The organism is Dyadobacter sp. 676, assembly GCF_040448675.1.
Taxonomy (GTDB): Bacteria; Bacteroidota; Bacteroidia; order Cytophagales; family Spirosomataceae; genus Dyadobacter.
On record NZ_CP159289.1, the window covers coordinates 3,199,334 to 3,224,374 of the forward strand.

The 25,041-nt window shown below is 51.3% G+C and carries 17 protein-coding genes; 10 read left to right on the plus strand and 7 right to left on the minus strand.

Annotation, left to right across the window (positions count from 1 at the left end):
- Positions 1–43: 43 nt before the first annotated feature.
- The 7 genes from gldG to lipB form a co-directional block, all read right to left on the minus strand.
- On the minus strand, positions 44–1,696 hold the full coding sequence (gldG, locus tag ABV298_RS14385; RefSeq protein ID WP_353722757.1) for a gliding motility-associated ABC transporter substrate-binding protein GldG: 1,653 nt from the start codon (positions 1,694–1,696) through the stop codon (positions 44–46).
- A gap of 113 nt (positions 1,697–1,809) precedes the next feature.
- The gene (locus ABV298_RS14390; RefSeq protein ID WP_353722758.1) at positions 1,810–2,706 is read right to left on the minus strand and encodes a DUF1080 domain-containing protein; all 897 of its coding nucleotides are present in this window, start codon (positions 2,704–2,706) and stop codon (positions 1,810–1,812) included.
- A gap of 86 nt (positions 2,707–2,792) precedes the next feature.
- Positions 2,793–3,170 carry a GxxExxY protein gene (locus ABV298_RS14395; protein WP_353722759.1) on the minus strand — a complete coding sequence of 126 codons (378 nt, stop codon included), beginning with the start codon at positions 3,168–3,170 and terminating at the stop codon, positions 2,793–2,795.
- Positions 3,171–3,223: 53 nt separating this feature from the next.
- A complete protein-coding gene (gene rnr / locus ABV298_RS14400; protein ID WP_353722760.1) occupies positions 3,224–5,605 on the minus strand; it encodes a ribonuclease R in 2,382 nt (793 codons plus the stop codon).
- A gap of 102 nt (positions 5,606–5,707) precedes the next feature.
- A complete protein-coding gene (locus ABV298_RS14405; RefSeq protein WP_353722761.1) occupies positions 5,708–6,442 on the minus strand; it encodes a 3'-5' exonuclease in 735 nt (244 codons plus the stop codon).
- Positions 6,443–6,736: 294 nt separating this feature from the next.
- On the minus strand, positions 6,737–7,150 hold the full coding sequence (locus ABV298_RS14410; RefSeq protein WP_353722762.1) for a hypothetical protein: 414 nt from the start codon (positions 7,148–7,150) through the stop codon (positions 6,737–6,739).
- Positions 7,150–7,872, minus strand: coding sequence for a lipoyl(octanoyl) transferase LipB (gene lipB, locus ABV298_RS14415; RefSeq protein WP_353722763.1), 723 nt, complete (start codon positions 7,870–7,872; stop codon positions 7,150–7,152). The genes ABV298_RS14410 and lipB overlap by 1 nt, the downstream gene beginning before the upstream one ends.
- 441 nt (positions 7,873–8,313) lie before the next feature.
- On the opposite strand from lipB, the gene ABV298_RS14420 reads away from it, so the two are divergent.
- The 10 genes from ABV298_RS14420 (at position 8,314) to rhaM (ending at position 25,025) form a co-directional block, all read left to right on the plus strand.
- Positions 8,314–8,673, plus strand: coding sequence for a YraN family protein (locus ABV298_RS14420; RefSeq protein WP_353722764.1), 360 nt, complete (start codon positions 8,314–8,316; stop codon positions 8,671–8,673).
- 519 nt (positions 8,674–9,192) lie between these two features.
- Positions 9,193–9,621, plus strand: coding sequence for a TIM barrel protein (locus ABV298_RS14425; protein ID WP_353722765.1), 429 nt, complete (start codon positions 9,193–9,195; stop codon positions 9,619–9,621).
- A 40-nt stretch (positions 9,622–9,661) separates the two neighbouring features.
- Positions 9,662–12,571 carry a PVC-type heme-binding CxxCH protein gene (locus tag ABV298_RS14430; protein ID WP_353722766.1) on the plus strand — a complete coding sequence of 970 codons (2,910 nt, stop codon included), beginning with the start codon at positions 9,662–9,664 and terminating at the stop codon, positions 12,569–12,571.
- A gap of 530 nt (positions 12,572–13,101) precedes the next feature.
- Positions 13,102–13,674, plus strand: coding sequence for a sigma-70 family RNA polymerase sigma factor (locus ABV298_RS14435; RefSeq protein WP_353722767.1), 573 nt, complete (start codon positions 13,102–13,104; stop codon positions 13,672–13,674).
- A gap of 203 nt (positions 13,675–13,877) precedes the next feature.
- Positions 13,878–14,930 carry a FecR family protein gene (locus ABV298_RS14440; RefSeq protein ID WP_353722768.1) on the plus strand — a complete coding sequence of 351 codons (1,053 nt, stop codon included), beginning with the start codon at positions 13,878–13,880 and terminating at the stop codon, positions 14,928–14,930.
- A gap of 224 nt (positions 14,931–15,154) precedes the next feature.
- On the plus strand, positions 15,155–18,541 hold the full coding sequence (locus ABV298_RS14445) for a TonB-dependent receptor (protein WP_353722769.1): 3,387 nt from the start codon (positions 15,155–15,157) through the stop codon (positions 18,539–18,541).
- 27 nt (positions 18,542–18,568) lie between these two features.
- Positions 18,569–20,137 (plus strand): RagB/SusD family nutrient uptake outer membrane protein, encoded by a 1,569-nt coding sequence (locus tag ABV298_RS14450; protein WP_353722770.1) that lies wholly within the window; start codon positions 18,569–18,571, stop codon positions 20,135–20,137.
- Between the two features lie 172 nt (positions 20,138–20,309).
- Positions 20,310–23,063, plus strand: a complete 2,754-nt coding sequence (locus ABV298_RS14455; RefSeq protein ID WP_353722771.1) for a DUF1553 domain-containing protein — start codon at positions 20,310–20,312, stop codon at positions 23,061–23,063.
- Between the two features lie 126 nt (positions 23,064–23,189).
- Positions 23,190–24,671: a DUF1501 domain-containing protein gene (locus tag ABV298_RS14460; protein WP_353722772.1), complete on the plus strand. Its 1,482-nt coding sequence runs from the start codon at positions 23,190–23,192 to the stop codon at positions 24,669–24,671.
- A 33-nt stretch (positions 24,672–24,704) separates the two neighbouring features.
- Positions 24,705–25,025: an L-rhamnose mutarotase gene (gene rhaM, locus ABV298_RS14465; RefSeq protein WP_353722773.1), complete on the plus strand. Its 321-nt coding sequence runs from the start codon at positions 24,705–24,707 to the stop codon at positions 25,023–25,025.
- The last annotated feature ends 16 nt before the right edge of the window (positions 25,026–25,041 follow it).

The following is a 25,041-nucleotide window of genomic DNA, read 5'->3' on the forward strand; positions in this document are numbered from 1 at the left end:
GGGAACAAAAGTATAAAAAATTACGGAAGCGCCACCGGGGTTACTAACCAAATTTTCGAAGCCGTAGGTAATATCTGACAGCCCCGAAAATGCCGATTATTACTATCGGAAGCAATAAATTCAGGGCCTGCCAGAACTTTCGGTTCTCCCGGATCTGGATTTTATCCAAAGCACGGATTTCGATTTGTTTACCGCGCGCATTGATCAGTCCGTTGGCGTCGGTCATGTAATCGAGTGCGTGCAGCACGAAATCCTTGTTTCCGAAGGTTTGTTTCGTCACGCGGTCATAACCGAGCGGTAGCGGTGCATTCCTTTTATAATCATAATCGTTCACGATCAGGTCGCCGTCAGAGCAGATGATCACTTTACCGCCATTACCCTGTACCTTGAACTTTGCCGCCCTCGGATCACCGGGCAGAATGCGGTTTTGAAAGAGCGAATTGAATGATCCTTCGAGCAGCACGCCGGCGAGTTTGACGCCGGAACGGTAATCCGATGGCTGGGGATCCTTGCGCGCCTCATTATACCCGACGAGCGCAGGCGTATTCACAATTTGTGTATAGGGCGAAGTCATGAGCAATGGCGTTTTCATAATGCTATTCGCCCCGCCGACGGTATCGATGGAGCTCAAAAAACGTGTATAAACCGCATTCAGGTTTCTCGTGGTGGTATGCTTTCCAAAATTGTTCAAAAGCGGGAAGAAACGCCAGGGCATAGGCTGAATCGCCGGATTATCGCCTACATTGCCGACATTCAACAGGATTTGGGCACAATTGAGGTCTTTAACGAGATTCGTATTCAATCTGATCCCCCATTTGAAAAACAGATCTCCGAGGTTCAGATCCAATGGTTGCGCGTAATTACCATCCAGGCTCACGCTGTCGACCCGCGCGCCGTCGACAAAAAACAGCGCCTTGCCACCTCCAACCACATATTGGTCAAGTTTGTATTTTTCCTCTTCGGAAAACGCGCTGTCAGGTTTCAGGACGATCAATGCGTCGAGGCCCTCATACGACTCGGGATTGTTCATATCCAGAAATACATCGTAGCTCTGCTGGATTGTAGCAATAAGATCGCTCAAACGGGCTGGGGGAATTTTCGTGTGGCTAACTACAAACCCTACTTTTTTGCGTTCGGGGTTCGCGAGCACGCGTATTGCGGATGCCAGTTCAAACTCAACACCCTCGTAGGATTGGTTCAGCTGTTCTTCCGGAGAGCTTGCTTTATTACCTTTCAGCAATTGCACCGGAACGGAAAGCGTATCGGCCTGCACAATGGCTCCCGGGAAAATAATTTTTTCGGTCCGTTTGCCGTCCTCATTCGCGAACACATTGGCGGGGTTCAGGCCACGGTCGATTAAACTCATGTATTGTTTCTGGCGCTGCTCTTCACTGGTGGCATCGGAGGGGTCGGAGTAGTTGACGATCAGATGCCCGTTGGCGTAGGTTTTAAATTCTTCCAGGGTTTCCCGCGTAGCACTTTCGAGGCGCTCGAAGCCGGCCGGGAAGTCGCCGGACAGGTATACGTTCACAATTACATCTTTTTCCAGACTCCCCAAAAGCTGCTTGGTGGCGTCGGAAATGCTGTAACGCTTGTCTTCGGTAAGGTCCCATCTGAAAAAGAACGAAGAAGCCAGCCAGTTGATCCCTGCCAGGACAATTACAAGCAACACAAACCGGACAATGGTATTTTTCATTCGCCGAACGCTGATTTACAAACAAAAAATGGACGATTCAGACGAAACGCCCATTCCTGCAAAAATATAAAAAACCGAAAACCAAACCGGTTTTATTGCCTGGTTAGCCGAGGTTATTTCTTTTTATAAGTACAAGTCGAATTGTCGGCGGCAATGTAATAGGATTTGTAATTTGCCGCCTTAGGGTCCATACAGCCTTTCAGGTTCAGCAATTCGATATTCCGGAAGTCGATCGGATGGCTTTCCGCCTGTAATGCAATGTAGCCGCTGCCGAGCTTCGTTCCGTCTTTTTTGATCCATTCGGCCTCATTGCCCACTTTGCCATCTTTGAAAGTGTGATTTTTGCCCACATAACCGCCACCGACACGCGGATTGGTATAAACGAGCACCGTGTCGCCCTCGATCAGGTGATAAATGATCGAATCGCCGAGTACGATGGCCTCGGCATTCACCCACTGGTCGCCGTTGTAGGTTTTGGAAGTCGAATTAATACAATGCGCTTCGGCGAGTTTTCCGTCGATATCGACGATCGTGCCGGGTGTGCAAAGATTACCGGTATTGCGTTCCCCCGAACCCAGCCCGCCCAGGTATTGCATTTCCAATGAAATCGGAAAATCCTGGTCGATTCCAAGGCTTGCAGCCGATTGCGAATGCAGCATAATGCCGCTATTGCGCACATTCCACGAGGCGCCACCGGGCACCTGGTTGCCGGTGAAGCGGTATTGCAGCCTGATTTTATAATGGGAATAGGGTTTGTGATAATACATATGGCCATACTCCGTGGTGAATTTATCGTATTCCTTATAATTCACCCGGATCATGTCGTCTTCGACCAGGAAGGTATTTTTGTAGTTATCATTCACCTTGTGGCCGGCGATTTTGATGTCCCAGCCTGTAAGGTCCTTACCGTTGAAGAGGGATTGCCATTCTTCTTTATCGGCGGATTTCTGGGCTTGGGCGGTAATTGAAATCGATAATGTGAGTAGCAGAAGGCTTAGTTTTTGGATCATTGGTGGCTTGTTTGTTTTAAATGCCACGAAGGCACGAATTTTCACGAACGCTCTTCGTGTTTAATTCGAGTCTCCGTGGCATTAAATTAAAGCACAAGCCGCTTGCATTCCAACTTCCCGCGCCCGAAATTCACTAACAGCCCCAATTTGTTCCCTGAAACTTTCAGATAATTCAAAGTCTGTGCGATATGCTCGTCCGTAAGACAGGAGACACATCTGACTTCAAGGATAATCTTGTTAAAGACAACGAAGTCGGCGAAAAACTTTTGAGGCAGCAAAATGCCCTTGAAGAAAACAGGATACTCTTTTTTTCTCTCTCTCTCCCGAAATAGATGTATCCCTTCGGAAAGTATTTCCAGCGCGTCTTTATAGACAATTTCAAGAAAACCGTGACCAAGCTCCCTATGCGCTTCGATGCATTTGCCAACAATGGCATAAGATTCTGCTTTGTAGATGATTTCCATCGTAAATAGGATTTGTTGTCCTATTTAGACGTAGAAGATCGAAAAGGTAACAACTACCGCCTCCGCCGCTTCACCTTAGCCGAACTCCCACCTCCGGTCCCTCCGGAACCCCGCTTCACGCGGCCGGAACCTCTCGGCTCCTTCGACTTGCGTTCACGCGAACGGCGATCGCTATCGCGGTCAAAGCCCGGACGGCTAAACTCGCTTCTGCGGCCGGGCTTGGTTCCGGCGAGGTACAGATCCATACTCCTGCGGGCAAGGTTTGTTTCCTTCACTTTTACCTTCACAGCATCCCCGAACGCATAAATCTTCTTGGTATGCTGGCCGATGATGCGGTAATTATCCTTATCGAGCTCATAATAATCATCGCCAAGATCGGTCATGCGGATTAACCCTTCGGAAGCGGTTTCCGTGATTTCCACGAAAATGCCAAATTCGGTCACCCCGGTGATAATGCCGTCGAACTCCTTCTCGGGGTCCATCATACTCATGAACTCCACTTGCTTGTACTTGATCGACGTTCTCTCCGCTTCGGCGGCAAGACGTTCACGTTCGGATGAATGCTTCGATGCCAGCTCATAAGGTTCCTTGTCCAAATTCGCACCGCCGTCTAGGTAATGCTGCAATAGCCTGTGTGCCATAATATCGGGATACCGGCGGATCGGCGAGGTGAAGTGCGAATAACGCCTGAATGCCAATCCAAAGTGGCCGATGTCCTCGGTGCTGTACCGCGCTTTGGCCATGGTGCGCACCGCGAGCGATTCGATGAGGTTTTGCTCCGGCTTGCCTTCCACTTTTGCCAGCATGGCGTTCATGGATTTGGCTATTTTATTTTCATCTTCCACCTCCAGTTTCAGTCCCAGCTTGGCCACGAAAGTAGCGAAGGTCTGCAAGCGGTCAGGATCGGGAGCTTCGTGGACACGGTATACCATTGTGTTTTTATCATTTCCTTTCGAAAGCGAATACACGTATTCCGCCACACGCTTGTTGGCGAGCAGCATAAATTCCTCGATCAGTTTGTTCGAATCGCGACGTTCCTTGGTGTAAATGCCTAACGGCTTTCCCTCGGGGTCGAGGCGGAAGCGGACTTCCGGGGTTTCGAAATTGATAGCACCCTTTTTGAACCTTTCCCTGCGAAATATCTTCGCCAATTTGTTCAGCGTTCCGAGTTCTTCCGGGAAGTCGCCTTCGCCCGAATCGAGCACGGCCTGAGCTTCCTCGTAGGTAAAGCGGCGATCCGAATGAATCACCGTCCTGCCAAACCATTCTTTCAACAACTTTCCTTTCGAAGTAATCTCGAAAATCGCCGAAAATGCCAGCCTGTCCTCGTTCGGACGCAGGGAGCACAGATTGTTTGAAAGCTTTTCGGGCAGCATCGGCACAGTCCGGTCGACCAGGTAAACAGAGGTTGCCCTGCGAAAGGCCTCTTTTTCAAGCTCGGTTCCGGGCAATACGTAATGCGAAACATCGGCAATATGTACACCCACTTCCACCACATCTTCATTAAGATATCTCACCGATAAAGCGTCGTCAAAGTCCTTGGCATCCACAGGATCGATGGTGAATGTGAGCACATCGCGGATATCGCGACGCCTGGCAATGTCTTTTTTGGCGATTTTATCGGGTATTTTCTGCGCCTCGGCCTCTACTTCCGGAGGGAAATGGTAGGGTAAGCCAAACTCGGCCAGGATCGCGTGCATCTCCACGTCGTTGTTACCGGCTTTGCCAAGTACGGAAACAATCTGGCCCTCGGCCTGGCTTCTGCGCGTAGGCCATTCGGTTACTTTTACGATAACCTTGTCGCCATGGCGGGCTTCGCCGACTTCGTCGGGTTCAAGGAAAATCGGGTCGTAAAGTTTTTTATTATCAGGCTGGACGACCGCAAAGCGCGGGTTGATTTCGATTATACCCACAATTTCCGCATTCGAACGTTCAACGATGGCGGTAACACGCCCCTCGGTCCGGTTTCTGGCCGAATCGCGGGATTTCGAACGGATACTTCTCGAAAGCGGTTGAACTTCGACGATATCGCCGTCCCAGGCACCGTTCAGTAATTCCAGGTCCACATAAATATCGTCGTCCCGCCCTTCGATCACCACAAAGGCAAAACCTTTGTTCACACGATCGACGCGCCCCGTCAGGCCCCTTTGTTTAGTTTTGAGCGGGACGGCGGCATACGTGCCGTTTTTATTGTAGATCAGCCTGCCGTCCTGTTCCAGTTCGTGCAGGATTTCATTAAAAAGGAGCCGTACTTTTTTGTCGTGGACTCCGAAATGGTCGTGAACGTCGAATGGCCGGAATGCTTGCTCGGCGTTCAGGTCGAAGAACGCGGCAATATCCGCCTTTAAGTTATCTATGTAAGAAACAATGTGATGAGGCGTTGCGGCCTCCCTTTTTTCAGGTTGGAGTTTCTTTTTATTTTTTTTATCTCTCATGTATTCAATATATAAAATGTCCCGTGTATCTCACGGAACCTCGACATTGGGGGTTTGCTGTCGCTTGTCGCCGCGGCATTTTCGAGAGCCGACGGTCGAAGTTTATTCAACCCGTACGATATTTCCTTCCGGTATTGGGCCAAAGCAATGCAGCCGCAAATACAACTGTGCCAGCACTACTACGTCCTCTCTGCAATATCGGGAAATTTTAGCCAGATCGTTTTCCTCGTAATATACCTTTGTCACCTGGTCGCCGCTCATTTCGTTTTTGCTTCCTGGAATATCGAAAACAGCGGCGAGCAAATCCAGCGACGTATAGCTTTTATAGTCCCCGAATTTCCAGAGATCCATCGTATCCTGGTGGAGAAGTTCCCAGGGTTTTTTGCCCGTAATCTGTAATGCTTTGGGGATTTCGATGCAGTGGACCAGCATCCGTCGGCAAATGAACGGGAAGTCGAATTCCTTGCCATTATGGGCGCAAAGGATCAGTTGTTCGGCGGGGTATTTTTCAATCAGCGCCTTGAATTGCAACAGCAGTTGTGCTTCATCGTTTCCGGCGAAGCTACTCACTTTAAACGCAATTTCATCTTTTTCGTTCCAGTAATAAGCGCCGAATGCAATGCAGACGATCTTTCCGAACTCCGCGTAAATCGCGCCCCGGTCGTAAAAATATTCGGCATTGCTGACGGTATCGTCGCCTTTCTTGAGGCTGAGCGCCTTTTTGTCCCAAAGCTTTTGCATCCGTTCGGGAAGCTCGTCGTAGCTGGCGTGCGAGCAAACGGTTTCGATGTCGAGAAGCAGGAAATTTTTGGCTCGGCGTTTGAATTCTTCTGTCATAGTGTGCAGCGGTTCTGGTGAGATTGGGAATTGTCAGGATCAGTCAGGTGTGGTCAGAGGTCATTTGTCGTCTTTGCGGTTTGTTTTGGAGGGAATTAGTTCGATGTTGGTTTTCAATATGATAGAAATTATTGAAACTCACAATATCATCTTCTCATCACACCGGATCATTTATCATAAAGTAGATCTGCGCCATCCAGCGGATATGACAGCAACCTGACCCCAACAACAAATGACCTCCTGACTATACCTGACAATACCGACTAGCCTTATGGTACCATCTACCACCCTACGTCATTCGTGCAAAACACCTTCCAGGCCAGGCGGATCGATCGTCATCATGTTTTCCTCAATGATACTGTCGGGCACGAAGATGAACTTCTTGTCGTAAATCTGGCTGCCGATAAAGTAACTGACCCAGAACTCGTTATTCAAGTGAAAAACGTCGGGCATAATCGGTTCCACCACCACATGCCCGCCCGCCGGTATTTCCGGGAAGAAATGCCTCAAGGTAGATGTACGCTGGTCGGTATTCGTACCCGACTCGCTGTTGCTGTAACCTTTCGACGTCACAAAAACGCTGGTAACCGGCTCATCGTTGCGATTGATCACGATCACATTCCATTCCTCGGCATTCAGCTCGTTGGTACTTCGCACTATCGCGACCTGTATCCCTTTTACGGGATGAAAAATAATGTCTTTCTTCATTACATTGCCTGCAATTCCATACTGAACAACTGTGCCAGATGGTTTTTTAACTTCATTGAAACTTCCTCCAAATTCACTTCCCTGCCCAATTCCGCCGAAAGCGACGTCACGGCTTTGTCATCGATCCCGCACGGTACGATATTCCCGAAATACGACAAATCCGTATTTACATTCAATGCAAAACCATGCATTGTCACCCACCGGCTGGCCTTTACACCCAATGCGCAAATCTTTCGCGGGTTTTTCTGCTCCTGAAAATCAAGCCATACGCCGGTTAACCCGGCAATACGACCGGCCTGCAAGCCGTATTCGGCCAATGTAAGGATGATCGCTTCTTCGAGGGTGCGCATGTACACATGTATATCCGTGAAGAAATTGTCGAGGTCCAGGATCGGGTATCCTACGATCTGTCCCGGCCCGTGGTAAGTAATATCCCCGCCCCGGTTGATTTTATAGTATTTCGCCTGTTTAGCGGCCAGATCTTCCTCCGCCAGCAGCAAGTGGTCAGGCTTACCGCTCTTGCCAAGCGTATATACATGCGGGTGCTGGCAAAAAAGCAGAAAATTCGGTGTTAATTGCTGGTTTTCGGTTTCCAGGCCGCGGTTTCGGGTCTTAATCGCCAAAGTCTCGGCGAAGATTTTTTCCTGATAATCCCACGCCTCCTGATAATCGATCAGGCCAAGGTCCCGGAAATGTACTTTTTTATTGATCAGGGCATTCATTTTCTTGTATTCAAAAAATTACGGGAACGAGGTGTTACCAATTTGTAGAAGTGACGTCTAAATATCGGAACGGAAACTTCCGGTCTGTGGAAACGGATTGTACACACGTGTCCCGTTTCAGAACGCTAATTTATTAGGTAAATGTTCGTTAAATTTGTCAGTGCAACTAAATTCTGTGGTTATGGAGCTTTTACTGGATGTTAAAGATGATAAGAGGAAGCGGTTATGGAATAGCTTCAAAAACTTCCGTATGTCAAAGCAAAGCAGCTTGAGGCGATCCATTTCAGAATTTTGGACGGCGCCATTCGGATTGTTGACGATGTGCATCTGCTCGAACAGGGTAAATTAGAAACCAGGGGCGCAAAAGAGTTCCCGAACGAGTTACTTTGTCAGAACGACGCGAAGGTTTGAATCGGAGTTCAAACGACACACACTCACAAAATGGCCCAACACAACGACCTAGGCCGCTGGGGCGAAACTGCCGCGGCATCCTTCCTGCTCGAAAAAGGCTTTAAAATTGTAGCCAGAAACTATCGCAGCTGGCAGTCCGAAATCGATCTGATCGTCTCAAAAGACAATACGCTCGTTTTCGTGGAAGTAAAAACCCGGACTGGCACGGCATTTGGAATGCCGGAGGAATTCGTAAATGCGACGAAGGCCAAACTTATCATGCGGGCCGCCGAGCAATATATCTTCGATACCGACTGGGAGTACGACGTCCGTTTCGATATCGTTTCCATCCTCATTTTGCCCGACGGCTCCGCCGACATCCGGCATATCGAAGACGCATTCAGCAGGTAACGTTGTCACCGGCATAAGTAGAAACCAAATCATCGCAGATTTTGAAGATGTTTTTGTAAGTATTTCAAAATCTGACCTTGATGAAAAGAACCGTATTGCTCAACCGGCGGGAAATGATCAAAAGCAGCGCTTTGCTGCTGGCTTCTGCGGCGTTGGAAACAGGCAATGCATTTGTCCCGAAATATCGGATAGGGGCCTGTGACTGGTCGGTGGGGCGGCAGTTGAGTCCGGAGGCATTCGAGCGGGCAAAACAGATCGGCTTGCAGGGTATTCAGGTCAGTTACAATACCGGTAAGGACGAAAAGGGCCTTTCGGTACCCGAAACGTTGCAGGCGATCCGCGATGCGTCCGCGCGCACCGGGGTGAAGGTGTCGAGCCTGGCGATCGGCGAACTTAACCGCGTACCATATAAATCGCAACCAAAAACCGAGGAATGGGTCTGGAGCAGCGTAGATGCAGCCAAAGCCTTGGGAGTGAAAGTGATCCTGCTCGCTTTCTTTTCGGACGGTGACTTACGCAATGACGAGGCCGGCAAAAAAAGCGGTGATAGCGCGTTTGAAAAAAGTAGCGCCGCATGCCGAGAAGCAGGGCATTACGCTGGGCATCGAATCATGGCTGAGCGGACGGGAGCATTTGGATATTATCGACGCGGTCGGGTCGAAGGCCGTGAAAGTTTATTACGATTTTCGGAATTCAACCGATGCCGGCCACGATATTTTTAAGGAAATTCCGATGCTCGGCAAAGATATGATCTGCGAAATTCATATGAAGGAAAACGGCCAGCGACTCGGCGAGGGGCCGCTCGACTGGCCGCGGGTGGCAAAAGCGGTAAAAGACATTGGTTATGAGGGATGGATGCAGATCGAAGGCGCCACACCGCAGGGTGGCGAAATTATTCCGTGCTACCAGCATAACCTCCAATACCTCAAAGGACTATTTCAAACCTAGTCCCAGTCATCCCGCAAATCTGGTACGGGCTATATACATCATGAACATTATCAACGCTTTACCACTCCAAAGAACCGGCATTCTGGCGGCAAGTATGCTACTGGCTTCTGTTTTCAGCATTAATCCGTTCAGGAACAATCCGGGGCGGCCGGTTAAGTCTATCCTGCCCGTAACCGAAGCCGGCGATTCCTCGCGCCTGTACGTGCCCGACGACCTAGAGGCTACCCTTTGGGCCGAGGCACCCATGTTTTATAATCCCACCAACATGGATATCGACGCCAAAGGGCGGATATGGGTCACCGAGGCTGTCAATTACCGCGATTTCAACACCAAACCCGCCGAACGCCTCAGCCACAAGCAGAAAGGCGACAGGGTGATGATCCTGGAAGACAAAGACGGCGACGGCAAAGCCGAATCTTCAAAAGTTTATGTGGAAGACACCTTGTTGACGGCACCACTGGGCATTGCGGTGATTGGTAATAAAACCATCGTTTCTTGCGCCCCTAACCTGCTCATTTACACAGATACCAACGGCGACGACAAGCCCGACAAACGTGAGGTTTTCCTTACCGGATTCGGTGGCTTCGATCACGACCATTCGCTGCATTCGCTGATCGTGGGGCCGGACGGGAAGTACTATTTCAATACCGGTAATGCAGGCCCGCACCATGTCGTCGACAAAAGCGGGTGGAACTTGCGCAGCGGGAGCCTTTATATCGGCGGAACGCCTTACAACAGAAAGAATGAGGGGAACCAGAAGTCGGACGACGGCCGTATCTGGGTGGGTGGCCTCGCATTACGCATCAACCCGGACGGTACCGGCCTGAAAGTGCTGGGCCATAATTTCCGGAACAGCTATGAAGTGTGCCTCGATAGCTACGGCAACATGTGGCAGAACGATAACGACGACCAGGTGATCACTTGTCGCGTGTCTTTTTTGCAGGAAAACGGCAATGCAGGATATTTTTCGGCCGACGGCACCCGCTATTGGCAAGCCGATCGCCGCCCCGGACAGGATATTTTTACCACGCACTGGCATCAGGAAGATCCGGGCGTGATGCCTGCGGGAGACAATACCGGAGCAGGCTCGCCTACGGGTATTGTCTTTTATGAAGGGGAGCAGTTGGGAAAAAATTATCGGGGAACATTATTAAGCTGCGAAGCGGGCCGGAATGTGTTGTTTGCTTACCAACCTAAGCAGGAAGGCGCAGGCTTCACATTGAGCCGCCGCGATCTCATCAGTTCTTTTCCCAAAGTTTCCGAACGCTACGAATGGTACGAAACCGACCAGGATTACCGGAAATGGTTCCGGCCGTCGGATGTGGCCGTCGGCCCGGACGGTGCCATTTACATCGCCGACTGGTATGATCCCGTGGTAGGCGGGCATGCGATGAAGGACAAAAAAGGGTATGGCCGCATTTACCGCATTACCCCCAAAGGGCATAAACTTACAACGCCGCAGTTGGATTTCACGACCACAAAAGGTTTGATCGATGCCTTGAAAAACCCTGCTATCAACGTCCGTGCGTTGGGTTTTGAGGGATTAAAGGCAAAAGGCGAAGCTGTGATACCGGAAGTGAAGGGCTTGTTGACAGCCGAAAACCCATACCACCAGGCGAGGGCCATTTGGCTGCTGGCGCAATTGGGGACACAGGGCAATGAAGAGGTGGTCGGGCTGCTTGCGTCAGCGAATGCCATGCATCGCCTCACGGCATTTCGTGCCTTGAAATCAGTAGGCAAAGCCGATGCATATTTTGAGCAAATGTCGAAAGACCCCGATGCGGCTGTGCGGCGTGAAGTTGGTATAGCGTTGCGCGATGTCACTTATAACCAGGCGTTTGCAGCTATTTCAAATCTTATAAAGAAATATGACGGCAAAGATCCGTGGATGCTGGAAGCGATCGGTACGGCGGCGGATGGGAAAGAAGAAAAAGTGTACGCTTACGTGCGCGAGACATTCAAGGCCGATCCCGTTAAATGGCAGCCACAGCGGGCGAATTTAGCCTGGCGTCTGCATCCGGTTTCGGCCGTGGAAGAGCTCAGAATCCGGGCCGGTTCATCCAAAGTGCCGGAGTCGGAGCGCCGCAGGGCGTTAACGGCCATCGGTTTTATCAGAGACAAAAAAGCGGTGGAAGCGATGATCGACTTGTCGAAGTCTACTTTGCAGGATGTGGCGACGCAGGCGTCCTACTGGATCAATTTCCGTAAAAGTAACGACTGGGCCGATTTGAGGAACTGGGAAGAAGCTACCGCACAGGCGATGACGCCCGCGTACAAGCGCATGCTCGAACTGAAGAAGATCGTCGCCGACAAGGCTCAGGCCACTCCGCAACGAATCGAAGCGGCGAAGGAAATGGCGTCGGACGTGAATGGCGGTAATATCCTCGTGGACATGCGTGTACAAGGCCAATTGCCGGACCCCATAGCCAGGGAGATCAGCGAAATCATCTTCAAAAACCCCGACCAGAACGTACGCGTTGTCGCCAGCCAGTTTTTCCCGAGGAACGGAAAGGTTTTGAAAACCGATTTTATCTCGAGGATGAAAGCCGATCCGGCACACGGTCAGAAAATTTTCTCGGCCACCTGTGCAGCGTGCCACAAGCACGGTAAAACGGGAGCAGAGATCGGGCCGGATTTGACCACGATTCATAAAAAATTCGATAAATCGGCACTTTTGGACGCTATCATCAATCCTTCTGCCAGTATGGTTTTCGGTTATGAAAGCTACACGATTGTGACCAGGAAGGGCGATACCTATTTTGGATTCCTTATGAGCGACGGTGCGAATGTGGTGCTGAAAGACGCCGCCGGACAGCAGCACACCATCAAAGCCGATCAGATCAAAAGCCGGGAAAAAATGCCTTCATCGCTGATGCCGGAGCCTACCGCATTGGGGCTAAATGAGCAGGATCTGGCCGATTTGACGGGATATTTGTTGAATTTTAAATAAATAAGGCAGCAAAAAATTTGCCAGGGAACGTTATCACTATCGGGTACACTGGCAAATATTATGACGCTCCGTATACAAATCTTACGGTGCGCTGCACCTTGTTATCCGTGAAGATACCGACTTTTCTACAAATCTTACGGCGCTCTGCGCCTTTGCGTGTCGATGTTTTGGACGATGCCGGCAATGCGCCAACCGCCGAATAATCCGTATTGGGAAGGGTTCAGAGCACCCCAATATTTGTAGAAAGAATCAGAATGATAGAAGTTCAAGGTGCAGCGCACCGTAAGATTTTGGGTGCCTGACGTATGGTGTTTTTTGAACTGCGATAGCAAAGCACCGACCGCCGAACAAGTCACATTGCGAAAGGTGCAGAGCACCAAATGTGGCAGGCTTCTAGTGATCAACCGATTTGCTTCACATTATCAACCGGTTTCAAACACACAGCTAATTTTAATTAATGGATAATAGAAACAAATAATATAACTTTGCCATAATCCTGTTTCCTGAACCTTAATCAAATCCAAGCTGTAATGGTGGATAACGACAAAGCCGGCCACCTGCTCCTCGCATTGCAAAATGGGGATGCGGAAGCGTTTACGGCGATTTACAAAGCCTACTGGTACGACATGTTCCTCGTGGCGTACCGTAAGCTGCGAAACAAGGAAGCGGCGGAGGAAATTGTGCAGGACATTTTCCTGCGGCTGTGGCGGGAACGCGATACACTGTACATCGGGAACCTGAACTACTACCTTTTCGCGGCCGTGCGCTACGAGGTCATCGATCACATCCGTACCAGAGGCCGTACCTTCGAGTACCTCGATCATGAAGCATTCCCCGGCATTCAGGATTTAAACACCGAAAACCAGCTGGCGCTCGACGAGTTGCTGCGGGTGATTGATGAATGCCTGCATATTCTGCCCGAAAAAACAAGTGAAATTTTCAGGCTCCACAAACTGGAATACTGGTCGATCTCCCGCATAGCCGCCCGTTTCGGGCTGTCGGAAAAGGCGGTTGAATACCATCTCACCAAATCCGTACGCGCAATGCGGACGCACCTGAAAGAAGTAATGGTACTCCTGCTCGCCACCTGGGGACTATTCTGACTTCCCCTTTTCTCGTCTGAAAAGTCCCTCCTCCATCCTCCCTTTCCTCCTTTATCCCTTTGCCCCTCATTATCTTTTCAAAGAACTTTTCTCTTGAAAAGGTTTTCAAATTGAACAATTCAAATATTTTCTAAATCTATTTAGGGAATGGTGCCATTTCTCCGGCTTATTATAAAAGGCCTGATTTTATCCGTTTCACATCAATGAACAAAAAAGAATGGCAGGCCCTGCTCCTGAAATACCGGGAAGGGAACTGCACGAAAGAGGAAATATTGAAAGTCCATTTATGGTATGAAAACCTTCATGCCGACGAACTGGCGGTGCTCGATGAGCGGGAAAAGCGTGAAATGGAGGAGCGAATGCTGGGCAAGCTCGCAGCGGAAACGTCCGGAATGGGGCTTGCCGAGCCGGTTATCGTGCGGACATGGTGGCGCCGTGCAGTAGTGTACTTGTCCGCGGCTGCGGCCCTACTCGTGGTAATCAGTTTTTGGACGCTATTCGGCAACCGGAGGGCGACACAGCACGTGGCGCGGGAAAAAGTGTTCGTTCAGGCACCGAACAGCCGGCTGATTACGGAGAAAAACAACACCGACGTACCGAAACGGTTGACGCTGAGCGATCGGAGTACGGTGACCCTGGAACCGGGGGCCAGCATTGTTTTTCCGGCGACATTCTCCGGCGACAAGCGCACGGTACAACTTTCGGGAAATGCATTTTTTGAGATAACCCGTAATCCCGACCAGCCTTTCCTTGTGTACAGCGGCAAAATCATCACCCGGGTGCTTGGAACCAGTTTCAGGATCAAAACCAATGCGAAAGATAAGGCGCTGGAGGTGGAGGTTGTAACCGGTAAGGTTTCCGTATTTGAAAACCGTGAGGCATTCAGTGAAATAGATCCGGTTGATAATCAGGATAATGGCGTGGTGCTGACGCCAAATCAGCGGGTCACCTATTTCCCCGAAAGCCGGCATTTGATGACCGGACTGGTACCCGAACCGGTAAAAGCGACAGAAGCTGCGAAAGAAGCCCAAATGATTTTCAACGACGAAAAGCTGGAAGGAATCGTGGAGACATTGCAGGAGGCTTACGGCATCGAGATCGTGTTCGCGAACGACCGTCTGGCACATTGCACGTTCACGGGCGATCTGACGGATATGCCGCTTTATGATAAGCTGGCGCTTGTTTGCAAATCCAACGGGGCCGATTACGAAGTGAAAGGTACGCGCATCCTGATCAACGGTCGCGGCTGCGACTGAGTTTTACCAAACCCTAACCCCTTAACTATGAAGCCATAAAACTACCCAACCGACCTGAAACAAAGAAACCGATAGTGTACCACCACTACCGGCTTCGGAAATGCCTGCTTACGAGATCCTGGACAGACGGTAAGCGGGCGGATGTCCTGTTTTTCACAAATAGAACCTTCAAAAATATGCAAAAAAGCCAACAGTTAAAATGGTGTGAGTCACTGTGCCTGGTCATGAAAATAACATTTGCCCAAATCCTTTTTGCAGTGGTTTTCACAACGCTCACCCACGCCGCGAGCGAGGGACGGGCGCAGGAAGTCATGGAGAGAATGGTGACAATCCACGCACAGAACGCCGAATTGAGAAATGTCCTCAAGGATATCGAGGAGCAGGCCGACGTGAAGTTCGCTTACAGCCAGAAAAACATCCGGGCGGAGCGTACAGTGGATGTGCATATCAACCGCCAGAAACTCTCGGCGGCGTTAAGTACATTGCTTGATCCTCTGCACATCGCCTATGAGCTTACAGCAGGGCGCATTCTGCTTACAGCGGAGGTCGGTGCGGTTTCCGCGCCGTTGGAGCCGCAAGACCCTGTGGATCTGCGGACTTCTGTAAATGTCGGGCTGGTTAAAGGAAAAGTAGTGGACGAAAACAATGCCGGCCTGCCGGGTGTGAGTGTGATTATCAAAGGCACACAGAAGGGCACGACCACCGACCAGGAAGGCGCGTTCGCAATCGAAGTGGCCGAGCGGGCCGGTGCGGTGCTGGTTTTCAGTTTTGTTGGATATAAACCACAGGAAGTGGCTTTGGGTAGTCAAACGACATTGAATGTAACAATGCAGCCCGACAACCAGTCGCTCGAAGAGGTAGTGGTGGTAGGTTATGGCTCGGTGCGGAAAAGCGACCTCACAGGTTCCGTATCCAGTATCAAGAGCGACGCCATCCGCGAAATGCCGGTGACGTCGGTGGACCAGGCGATCCAGTCGCGGGCGCCGGGTGTGCAGGTGACGCAAACGTCGGGTGCGCCCGGGGGCGGTATTTCCATTCGGGTGCGCGGTGCGAACTCGATCAACAGCGGTAGCGAGCCGCTTTACGTGATCGACGGTTTTCCTATTTATCCCGATAACGGCGCATTGGGCACCAGCGGCAACCGCCAGCCTACCAATGCGATGGCGACGATCAATCCCAATGAAATCGAATCCATTGAAATACTCAAAGACGCCTCCGCAACCTCCATTTACGGTTCACGGGGTGCCAATGGTGTGATTTTGATTACTACCAAGCGGGGAAAAGAAGGCCAGAGCCGTGTCGATTACGATGGCTCTTATTCCTTTCAGACCATCGCACGCGAAGTGGATGTGCTGAATGGCGCTGACTATGCTCGTTACATTAATATGCTGGAACGCAGTCAGGGCGGTAACCCGCGCTATACCGATGCACAAATCGCGCAAATCGGAGCCGGTACCAACTGGTGGGACGTTATTTCGCGTACAGGCGCACTTTCCAATCATCAGCTTTCGTTCACGGGCGGTACCAAGGGAATGCGGTATGCATTTGTAGGAAATTATCTGGATAACAAAGGCATTATCAAAAATACCGATTTCAACCGCTACGGTTTCCGGATGAACCTGGACAACGACTTCCTCAAAGGAAAAGCGACCTTAACCAATAGCTGGTCGTTCAACCGGTCGGGCAGCAGCAATGTGCCTACCGACCGCGGCGGACCGGGCGGTATTGTAATTACCGCGTTGGGCCTCGATCCTACCGGGCCGGTTTACGATCAGAACGGCGGTTACCAGTATGCGAGCTACGACCAGCGTTTTATGACCAACCCATTGGCGGAGGCCGTGGAGGGTTATGACAGGGACTATACCAACCGCCTTTTCGGTACTTCGGCACTAAGCGTCAATATTCTGGATGGCCTGAAATTCCGTACGAGCCTTGGCCTCGACATCGTGAATGCCCGTCGGACCACATTTTATAACAACTTCACTTACCTCGGCCGCCAGAATGGCCGTGAGTTGCAGAAGGCCAACCGGAACTCTAACAACATCCTGAATGAGAACATTTTAACCTATAATAAAGAGATTGCTAAAGGGCATTACCTGGACGTGACGCTCGGCTACACTTATCAAAAGGAGATCAATTATTTCGAATCCAATGCTACCCGCGGGCTGCCCTCGGACGATATCGACGCTGTGAATATGCAGAACGGCAGCCGGCCGCTGGTACCCACTTCCGGGCGCGTGGAATGGGAACTGATGTCGGTGCTCGGGCGGATCAACTACAATTTAAAAGACCGCTATTTGCTCACCGTAACGCTTCGCCGCGATGGCTCTTCGAAATTCGGACCGAATAATAAATGGGCGACATTCCCGTCGGCGGCGGTCGGCTGGCGCATTGTGAACGAGGATTTTTTCAAAAATTCGGGCCTGGGCAATGCATTCGATGATTTCAAAATCCGCGCAAGCTATGGGCTTACCGGTAATTCGCAAATCCCGGTCTACCGTTCGGTGGCTGGTTTGATATCCTACAATTATGTTTTCGGTGCGGTACCGACGCTCGTTTCGGGCTACGGCCCCAACCGGATCCCGAACTCTGACTTGAAATGGGAAAGCACCTCGATGCTCAATGTGGGCCTGGACTTCGCGTTACTGAATAACCGTCTCAGCCTGACGATCGACGCATTCAAAAACAAAACGACCGATTTGCTCCTCGACGTTTCCATTCCGCAAAGCACGGGTTTCAGCACGATTATGCTCAACTCCGGCTCCCTCAGCAACAAGGGGCTCGAATTCTCCGCGAATTATAAGCTGATCAGTAACAATGCGTTGACCTGGGATGTGGGCGGTAACGTGTCGATCCTGCGCAATAAGATCCTTGACCTCGGCAAAAGCACGCCTTTCTTTTCCGGCACTCCCAGCGGTCACCTCGGCGTGCTGGGCAGCTGGGTAGAGGGCGGCAATCCGATCGGCGTTTGGAGCGGATACAACTACATTGGGTTGTTCCAGTCCGACGAGGAAGGAAAAAGCTATTCCGCCAAAGCCGGTTATCCCAAATATGAGGACGTGAACGGCGACGGCAAATACACCACCGACGACTTCAAGATCATCGGCGATCCCAACCCGAAACTGACATGGGGCTTCAATACCAACCTGAAATACAAAGGCTTCGACCTCGCGGTATTCTTCCGGGGTGTGCACGGCAACAAGATCCGCAACCTGCAACAGTCCGAAATGGCTGACGGCGTACAGAAAATCAATCAGATAGCCAATATCCTGACCGACTCCTGGACGCCGGAAAATCCGAATGCTTCCCGTCCGGTAATCGATGGCCGCCGCGACTTCATTTCCTTCCGCCGGTCGTCATTCTTCATCCAGGACGGCTCGTTCGTGCGTTTGCAGAATCTTGCGCTCGGGTATACGCTCCCGATCAAGAGCGCCTACATACGCAATGCGCGCGTTTACGTGAGCGGGCAGAATCTCTTTTTGATCACCAAATACAAAGGTTTCGATCCCGAAGTGAACAACCAGGGCCAGAACAACCTCAACCGCGGCGACGACTACGACGCCTACCCGCGGGCCCGCATGTTCACATTGGGCGTGAATCTTGGTATTTAATATTCCAAAAATTGAAATCAGCTTGTTATGAAAAAGCCATTTTTATATAAAATCAGATTGACAGGACTTTCGGCAGTGCTGCTGGCCGTTGCGGGTTGTTCGGATTTGAAGGAGAAACCCGATTTTATCAATCCGGAAACGTTCTATAAATCGGCCACCGAGCTGGCCCTGGGCGTCAATGCGGTTTACGATGATCTCAATTCGCAATACTCAGGCTACTTCTACGACCGTTATGTATTTGAATGTCTAATAGGTTACCAGGTAGGATGGGAGAAAGGGCCGCTGCAATACAACCTGGGCAATGTGAACCCGGCCGACGAGTATATCGAGGCCTATTGGGGAATTTGCTACCGCTCGATCAACCGGGCGAATGCGATCATCGAAACTGCCGAAGCTATGAAGGATCCAACGAACGACGCTCTGGTCAAACGCATCAAAGGCGAAGCGCTGTTTTTGCGGGCGTTTTACTATTACAGCCTGCTGAGCTATTTCGATAACGTACCGCTGACAACCAAATCGACCCAAAACATTTCGGAACTGCCATCGAACAGCGGCGGAAAAGCGGCCGTAATCGAGCAGATTTATGCCGATTCCAAAGCCGCCGCGGAGCTTTTGCCTGCCAGCTACACAGGCGCCGACCTTGGCCGTGCTACCAAATGGGCAGCCAAGTCGATCCTTATGAAAACCCAGTTGTGGGACGAAAAATGGGCCGAAGCAAAGGCTACGGCCGAAGACATTATCAATAACAGCGGCCTTACATTGTTCGCGGATTTCTCTCATAATTTTGATCTGAGCCATGAAAACCAGGGAGAAAGGATTTTTGAGGCCCAGGTATCGGCCTCGGCCAACCCGAACGAGTTCAACGTGCATTCGATGCATTTCAATCCGGAAGATTTTCCCAGCGAACTAGGCGGATCGGGCTGGAGCTGGCTGAGCGCCACGCAGGAATTCCGGGCGAATTATGACCCGAAAGACAAGCGTATTCCGGGAACATTCATCGAAAGTTACCCTACGGGCCGTTTTGGCAAGATCAATGGCACCTACCCGATCGTGCACTGGAGCGAGAAGGCCGACTATAACCTGTCGCGCTTCGGCGGTGTCGTGAAATCGGATGCCAACCCGAACGACCCGGCGCAGATGATTTTCGGGAAGGCCTGGGCCGCAAAGATCGTCGAGCTCGACAAAAGCAATGCAGCTACGGAGAAAAACACGATTTACATCCGCCTGGCCGACATTCTGCTGGGGCATTCGGAAGCCTGCAACGAAAGCGGACAGGGCGATGCGTTTGCGTCGATCAACAAGGTACGAGCCCGCGCGGGACTTGCGCCCTTGAAGGGCCTCAGCCAGTCCGCTTTGCGCGACGCGATTATCCACGAGCGCATGCAGGAGTTTGTTTTCGAGCAAGTTATGTATCCGGAATTACGCCGGAAAAGCAAGCCGGGCGGGCCGGTGGATTACCTCGGAAAGGAGATCAAACACTTTGCCGAGAAATACAACCTCGACCGCGCGCCCAAAGAACGGGATTATGTGCTGCCGTTGCCTCAGAAAGAGTTGCAGGGTAATCCGAATGTGAAACAAAACGCTATTTGGGAATAGCAGGCTGCACCTTCGTCACTGACGGTATGTTATCGGGTAATTTTGGTTAAATTCAGTCTTTTAGCCAGGTATGAAACACGATAAATGAACTACGCTGCTGGATAACTAAGCGGAAGTGACGGAGGGGCAAATCCTATATTGAAGTTTTGGTATAAATATTTAAAACAAAACAATGCATACCAGATTTTTGATCGGCTTAGTGGTGGTGGCGGTGCCGGTAATGTACTTTTCCTGGGGCGGGTTGCCCTGGGGAAAGAAGGTGGATTACAATGCCGATGTAAAGCCGATCCTCAACAAGCATTGCATGGGCTGCCATGGCGGCGTGAAAAAGGCCGGGGACGTGAGCTTCCTGTTCGAACACGAAATGCTGGAACCAGGCAAATCGGGCAAGATACCTGTTGTGCGCGGCGACGCGGACGCCAGTGAAATGATCCGCCGGATCGTGACCGACGATCCCGACGAGAAAATGCCGAAAAATGGTACGCCGCTTAATGAGAAGGAAATCGGCATTCTCAAACAATGGATCAACGAAGGGGCCGAATGGGAAACGCATTGGGCTTACAGGAAAATCGAAAAGCCGGATGTGCCGTCGCTGAACAGTTTTTCCAATCTGTTCGGCCTGCTGAATACGGGCGACAAGGCCTGGGCTAAAAACGAAATCGACCATTTTGTCGCCGAAAAACTCAGGAAAGAGGGCTTGAAAACCTCGCCGGAAGCCGACCGCGCCACGTTGCTCCGCCGGGTAAGCCTGGATATTACAGGTTTGCCGCCCAGCGAAAAGGAAGTGCAGGATTTTGTCAATGACAAATCCCCCGACGCCTATGAAAAAGTGGTGGATAAGCTCCTGAAGTCACCCGCTTACGGCGAAAGGTGGACATCCATGTGGATGGACCTTGCCCGCTATGCGGATACAAAGGGTTATGAAAGCGACGGAGGCCGCACGATGTGGCGCTACCGCGATTACGTGGTCAAATCCTTCAATGAAGACAAGCCTTTCGACCGTTTCACCATCGAACAGCTCGCCGGCGACCTGCTGCCCGAAAAGAAAGATGGTTTCCCGAAAGAAGAAAACGTCATAGCGACTGGTTTCCACCGCAATACGATGACGAATAACGAGGGCGGAACCGACGACGAAGAGTTTCGTACAGCAGCATTGATCGATCGCGTCAATACGACCTGGGAAGTTTGGCAGGGAACCACATTTGCGTGCATTCAATGCCACAGCCACCCGTACGATCCCATTCCGCACGAGGATTATTACAAGTACGCGGCGTTCTTCAACAACTCGCGTGACGAAGATGTGTGGGACGAATGGCCAAAGCTGCGGTTCTACAAAGGCGAAGATTCGGCCCGTTTCGAAAGGGTTAAGAACTGGATAAAAAAATTCGATCCCAAAGACCTGGAAGCCAAAACGCAGTTCATGAAGGTGATCGAACCGAAGATCAATGCGCATAATTTCATCAAGGGCGACCAGTCTACCGTGCTGGTGATTTCCTATTACGGAGTCAAAGACAAAGGCAATGCCCGCATTCCGCAGGTAAACCTCACCGGGGCCGACAATGTGCTGATGAACATCGGTACCAAAGCCGAAAACGCCGTTTTGACCTTGCATCTGGATAAACTGGACGGCCCGGTGCTTTCGACCATCAAGGTGCCCACACGCGACACGGTGATCATCGCGCCGATTACCAAAACTGCCGGGAAGCACGACGTTTATCTGTCGTTAAGCAGCCCCAAAGCGCCGGAAGAATGGGTGCGCATTACCTGGGCGGCATTCCAGCGGGCATTGCCGGGGGCGGGTCAGCCGGGTTATGAGCAGATTGTCGCCGATTACGCTACCACGTTGACGCGGCCGACGGAGAGTATGCCGGTACTTTGGGAAGGGAAAGGCGATTTTGCCAGAAAAACCAATGTGTTCGTACGCGGCAACTGGATGGTGAAGGGTCCGGAAGTGAAACCGGATGTTCCCAAGCTGCTTGCGCCGATGCCGAAAGGTGCCCCGCGGGACCGGCTCGGACTCGCCCGGTGGATCGTAAGCCGCGATAACGCATTGACCGGCCGGGTGATTGTAAACCGTTTCTGGGAACAGCTATTCGGAAGGGGGATTGTGGAAACGGTGGAAGATTTCGGCTCGCAAGGCGCGGAACCGTCCCATCCCGAACTGCTCGACTGGCTGGCAGTGTCGTTTATGGAAGATTACAAATGGAGTGTCAAAAAGTTGCTGAAAACGATCGTCATGTCGGCCACGTACCGCCAGGACTCCCGCTCCGACGACCATCGTAAGGAAAAGGACCCTTACAATGTGTGGCTCTCGCGCGGCCCGCGCGTACGCCTGAGCGCCGAGCAGGTACGCGACCAGGCGTTGGCATGCAGTGACCTCATTTCCAATAAAATGTACGGCCCGAGTGTGATGCCGCCCCAGCCCGATAAAATCTGGCAGTCGCCTTACAGCGGCGAGAGCTGGGTAGTGAGCCAGGGCGAGGACAAGTACCGCAGGGCAGTTTACACCTATTGGAAAAGGACAGCGCCGTACCCGTCGATGACCACTTTCGATGCGCCGAGCCGGGAATTTTGCCAGTCGAGAAGGATCATTACCAACACGCCCTTGCAGGCATTGGTGACCCTCAACGACCCGGTGTACCTCGAAGCGGCCGAAAAACTGGCTTCAAAGATGAAAACACGCGGCAAAACGCCTGAACAACAGCTCAAAGAAGGTTACCGGCTGCTGACGTTCAAACCTATTGAGCAGAAGAGTTTAAATGTATTGATGAAAGTGTATAAAGACGCGCTCAATGAGTACCGGCAGAAGCCCTCTGAGGTGGACAGTATTTTGGTGTATGGAAAAGAAAAATCGCCCGAACTGGCCGCGCTGACCGTTTCAGCGAACGTATTACTGAATCTGGATAACGTCGTGACGAAAGAGTAAAACTGCGTAGACGCGACCCGGTTACGGGTTCCGCTTCGGCCCTTTTCCGTTGACTGGAAGTCGGCGGTATCAGATTCGGAGCGAAATTAAATAGAAAAGTTAAGTCGTGAGCGACCAAATTTCTGAATGGAAAAGCTACTAAGAGAACTACAACACGCGGACGTGCTGCGCCAGACGCGCAGGCACTTTCTGCAATCGGCGGGCTTCGGTCTGGGCGCTTTGGGGCTCGGCTCGTTGCTCGGGTCATGTGGCTCATCGAAAGCCGGCGAGGCCGCGGGTGCTTCGGAATCGCTGGCATCGACCGGGATCCCGCAATTTGCTCCTAAGGCCAAGCGCGTGATATATATTCACATGGCCGGCGCTCCGTCACAACTCGAATTATTCGATTACAAGCCGGAGTTGGAAAAATATCACGGAAAGGATTGCCCGGCGGAGTTTTTGGAGGGAAAGAAATTTGCATTCATCCAGGGAGTGCCGAAAATGCTGGGGCCACAGGGTAAATTCGCTCAATACGGTCAGTCAGGTGCCTGGCTGTCGGACTACGTGCCCTATCTGCAAACCGTCGCCGACGAGATCACGTTCCTGAAAGCCATGCATACCGATCAGTTCAACCACGCTCCTGCGCAGTTGCTCCTGCATACGGGTAGCGCGCGGCTGGGCCGTCCGAGCCTCGGAGCATGGGCTGTGTACGGGTTAGGTTCCGAAAACCGCAATTTACCCGGCTTTATCGTACTGGCCTCCGGCGGCCGGCAGCCCGACGCAGGTAAAAGTGTGTACGGCAGCGGCTTTTTACCTTCGGTGTACCAGGGTGTGCAATGCCGCACCGGCGGCGACCCTGTTTTGTATGTGACCGACCCGAAAGGAATGAACCGGAATATCCGAAAGCAGACCATCGACGCGATCAATGAAATCAACCGGCAGACTTACGAAGAAGTGCGCGACCCGGAAATTCTGACGAGGATCAGTCAGTATGAAATGGCATTCCGCATGCAGATGTCGGTGCCCGAAGTGATGGACGTTTCGAAAGAGCCGCAATTTATTCTCGATATGTATGGAGTAAAAGCGGGTGAAGGGAGCTTTGGTATGAACTGCCTGCTGGCACGGAAGCTGGTGGAAAACGATGTCCGTTTCGTACAGCTTTTCGACTGGGGCTGGGATGGTCATGGTACTAATGCCACCGATAATGTAGAAGGCGGCCTGCGCGCCAAATGCCAGATTTCAGACCGGCCTATTGCAGCATTGATCAAGGATTTGAAAATGCGCGGGCTATTGGAAGAAACGCTGGTCGTTTTCGGTGCGGAATTCGGACGGACGCCCATGCAGGAGAACAGGAACGGCGTGGTAATGCCTTATATGGGCCGTGACCATCACCTCGAAGCCTATACCATGTGGATGGCGGGAGGGGGCGTAAAGCGCGGGTACAGCCATGGCGAAACCGACGAATTGGGCTATTACGGTGTGAAAGACCGTGTTCACGTCCACGATTTGCAGGCGACGATCCTGCATTTGATGGGTTTCGATCATGAAAAATTCACCTATCCTTTTCAGGGAAGGAATTTCAGGCTGACGGACACCGAAGGCAAAGTTGTAAAACAAATCATCGCTTAGGAATACCATTTTTTAGAGTATTTAACCCAAATCATGGCGCAGGAAACAGTAAAGGCATTCCGGATGCAGCTCAAACCCGGATTTGAAGCAGAATACAAGAAAAGACACGACGAAATATGGCCGGAATTGAGCCGGCTCTTGAAAGAAGCAGGTATTAAGGAATACTATATTTTCCTCGACCAAGAGACACTTGCGCTTTTTGCATTTCAAAAACTGGAAGCGAACGACACCACCGCCGGCCTGGCCGGGTTGCCGATAATGAAAAAATGGTGGGATTACATGGCCGATATTATGGAAGTCAATCCCGACAATTCTCCGATCGCCGTAGCCTGCCCCGAAGTTTTCAGATTGTAATGCATTCAATTTAAAG

What these genes read in the sequence shown, in the direction of transcription:
- rnr (WP_353722760.1), bottom strand. Translation starts at nt 5,605, where the DNA reads ATGAGAGATAAAAAAAATAAAAAGAAACTCCAACCTGAAAAAAGGGAG.
- ABV298_RS14460 (WP_353722772.1), top strand. Translation starts at nt 23,190, where the DNA reads ATGGAAAAGCTACTAAGAGAACTACAACACGCGGACGTGCTGCGCCAG.
- ABV298_RS14435 (WP_353722767.1), top strand. Translation starts at nt 13,102, where the DNA reads ATGGTGGATAACGACAAAGCCGGCCACCTGCTCCTCGCATTGCAAAAT.
- ABV298_RS14450 (WP_353722770.1), top strand. Translation starts at nt 18,569, where the DNA reads ATGAAAAAGCCATTTTTATATAAAATCAGATTGACAGGACTTTCGGCA.
- ABV298_RS14455 (WP_353722771.1), top strand. Translation starts at nt 20,310, where the DNA reads ATGCATACCAGATTTTTGATCGGCTTAGTGGTGGTGGCGGTGCCGGTA.
- ABV298_RS14420 (WP_353722764.1), top strand. Translation starts at nt 8,314, where the DNA reads ATGGCCCAACACAACGACCTAGGCCGCTGGGGCGAAACTGCCGCGGCA.
- lipB (WP_353722763.1), bottom strand. Translation starts at nt 7,872, where the DNA reads ATGAATGCCCTGATCAATAAAAAAGTACATTTCCGGGACCTTGGCCTG.
- ABV298_RS14430 (WP_353722766.1), top strand. Translation starts at nt 9,662, where the DNA reads ATGAACATTATCAACGCTTTACCACTCCAAAGAACCGGCATTCTGGCG.
- ABV298_RS14425 (WP_353722765.1), top strand. Translation starts at nt 9,193, where the DNA reads ATGACGAGGCCGGCAAAAAAAGCGGTGATAGCGCGTTTGAAAAAAGTA.
- ABV298_RS14410 (WP_353722762.1), bottom strand. Translation starts at nt 7,150, where the DNA reads ATGAAGAAAGACATTATTTTTCATCCCGTAAAAGGGATACAGGTCGCG.
- ABV298_RS14405 (WP_353722761.1), bottom strand. Translation starts at nt 6,442, where the DNA reads ATGACAGAAGAATTCAAACGCCGAGCCAAAAATTTCCTGCTTCTCGAC.
- ABV298_RS14395 (WP_353722759.1), bottom strand. Translation starts at nt 3,170, where the DNA reads ATGGAAATCATCTACAAAGCAGAATCTTATGCCATTGTTGGCAAATGC.
- ABV298_RS14440 (WP_353722768.1), top strand. Translation starts at nt 13,878, where the DNA reads ATGAACAAAAAAGAATGGCAGGCCCTGCTCCTGAAATACCGGGAAGGG.
- ABV298_RS14445 (WP_353722769.1), top strand. Translation starts at nt 15,155, where the DNA reads ATGAAAATAACATTTGCCCAAATCCTTTTTGCAGTGGTTTTCACAACG.
- rhaM (WP_353722773.1), top strand. Translation starts at nt 24,705, where the DNA reads ATGGCGCAGGAAACAGTAAAGGCATTCCGGATGCAGCTCAAACCCGGA.
- ABV298_RS14390 (WP_353722758.1), bottom strand. Translation starts at nt 2,706, where the DNA reads ATGATCCAAAAACTAAGCCTTCTGCTACTCACATTATCGATTTCAATT.
- gldG (WP_353722757.1), bottom strand. Translation starts at nt 1,696, where the DNA reads ATGAAAAATACCATTGTCCGGTTTGTGTTGCTTGTAATTGTCCTGGCA.